Source organism: Psychrobacter sp. 1Y4 (assembly GCF_051847555.1).
Map to the genome: position 1 here is coordinate 1 of NZ_JBPYDE010000381.1, position 809 is coordinate 809.

At 46.2% G+C, this 809-nt stretch carries 1 protein-coding gene; it reads left to right on the forward strand.

Annotation, left to right across the window (positions count from 1 at the left end; genetic code table 11):
* Positions 1-681: lysophospholipid acyltransferase family protein (locus ACS8FC_RS16460; RefSeq protein ID WP_439297567.1), on the forward strand; the 681-nt coding region annotated here is incomplete at its 5' end.
* Between the last annotated feature and the right edge of the window lie 128 nt (positions 682-809).

Sequence of the window (809 nt, forward strand, 5' to 3'; positions counted from 1 at the left end):
AAGCAGCCACCACGCGAGACCCTACCACGTTATATCCAAACATTCTGCCGCAAGATGGCAGGCTCTTTTGGGGTAAAAGTAGTAGAAGTGGAACCTGTAGAACAGTTCCATGGCTTATGGGTATCGAATCACGTGTCATGGATGGATATTCCTGTCGTTGGTACCGTGAGTCCAGCGTTCTTTTTATCCAAAGCTGAGATTGGTGAGTGGCCTGTGTTCGGTAAGCTCGCACATGCGGCAGGCACACTTTTCATTGAGCGCGGCTCCGGTGATGCAGGTTCGGTATCCTCACAAATAGCTGATTTCTTAGCCAAAGGTTTTTCGGTGATTTTCTTCCCTGAGGCGACCACCACTAGTGGCAAAAAAATCAAGCGTATTCATGGAACATTGCTCCAGTCAGCGATAGATGCTGACGTGCCTGTCAGACCCATTGTTATCGCCTATGTCGATAAAGATGGTACACTCAGTGACGCGCTGCCATATTATGGCAAGATGACAATGAAGGACAGCATGAAAAAAGTGCTCGATAGCAAAGATGTCACCGCGTATGTATTGCCACTGGCGCCGCTAGATCCAAAAGGCTGTACCAAAAGCGAGCTGACTAATTTGTTGCAAGCACGCATGCAAGAAGGGTTAGCAGAGTTACATTCACGAGTACTTCGTGTACCCGTTGAAGATTGATTGGCTATATATAGTTAAGCCAGTTTAGTGAATAAAAAGGCGCAAATCGCGAGTTGTATGACTGCGGTTTGCGCCTTTTTTGTGTCTATAATAAATGCGAGTGCATCAATTTATAGATAGCTGATTCA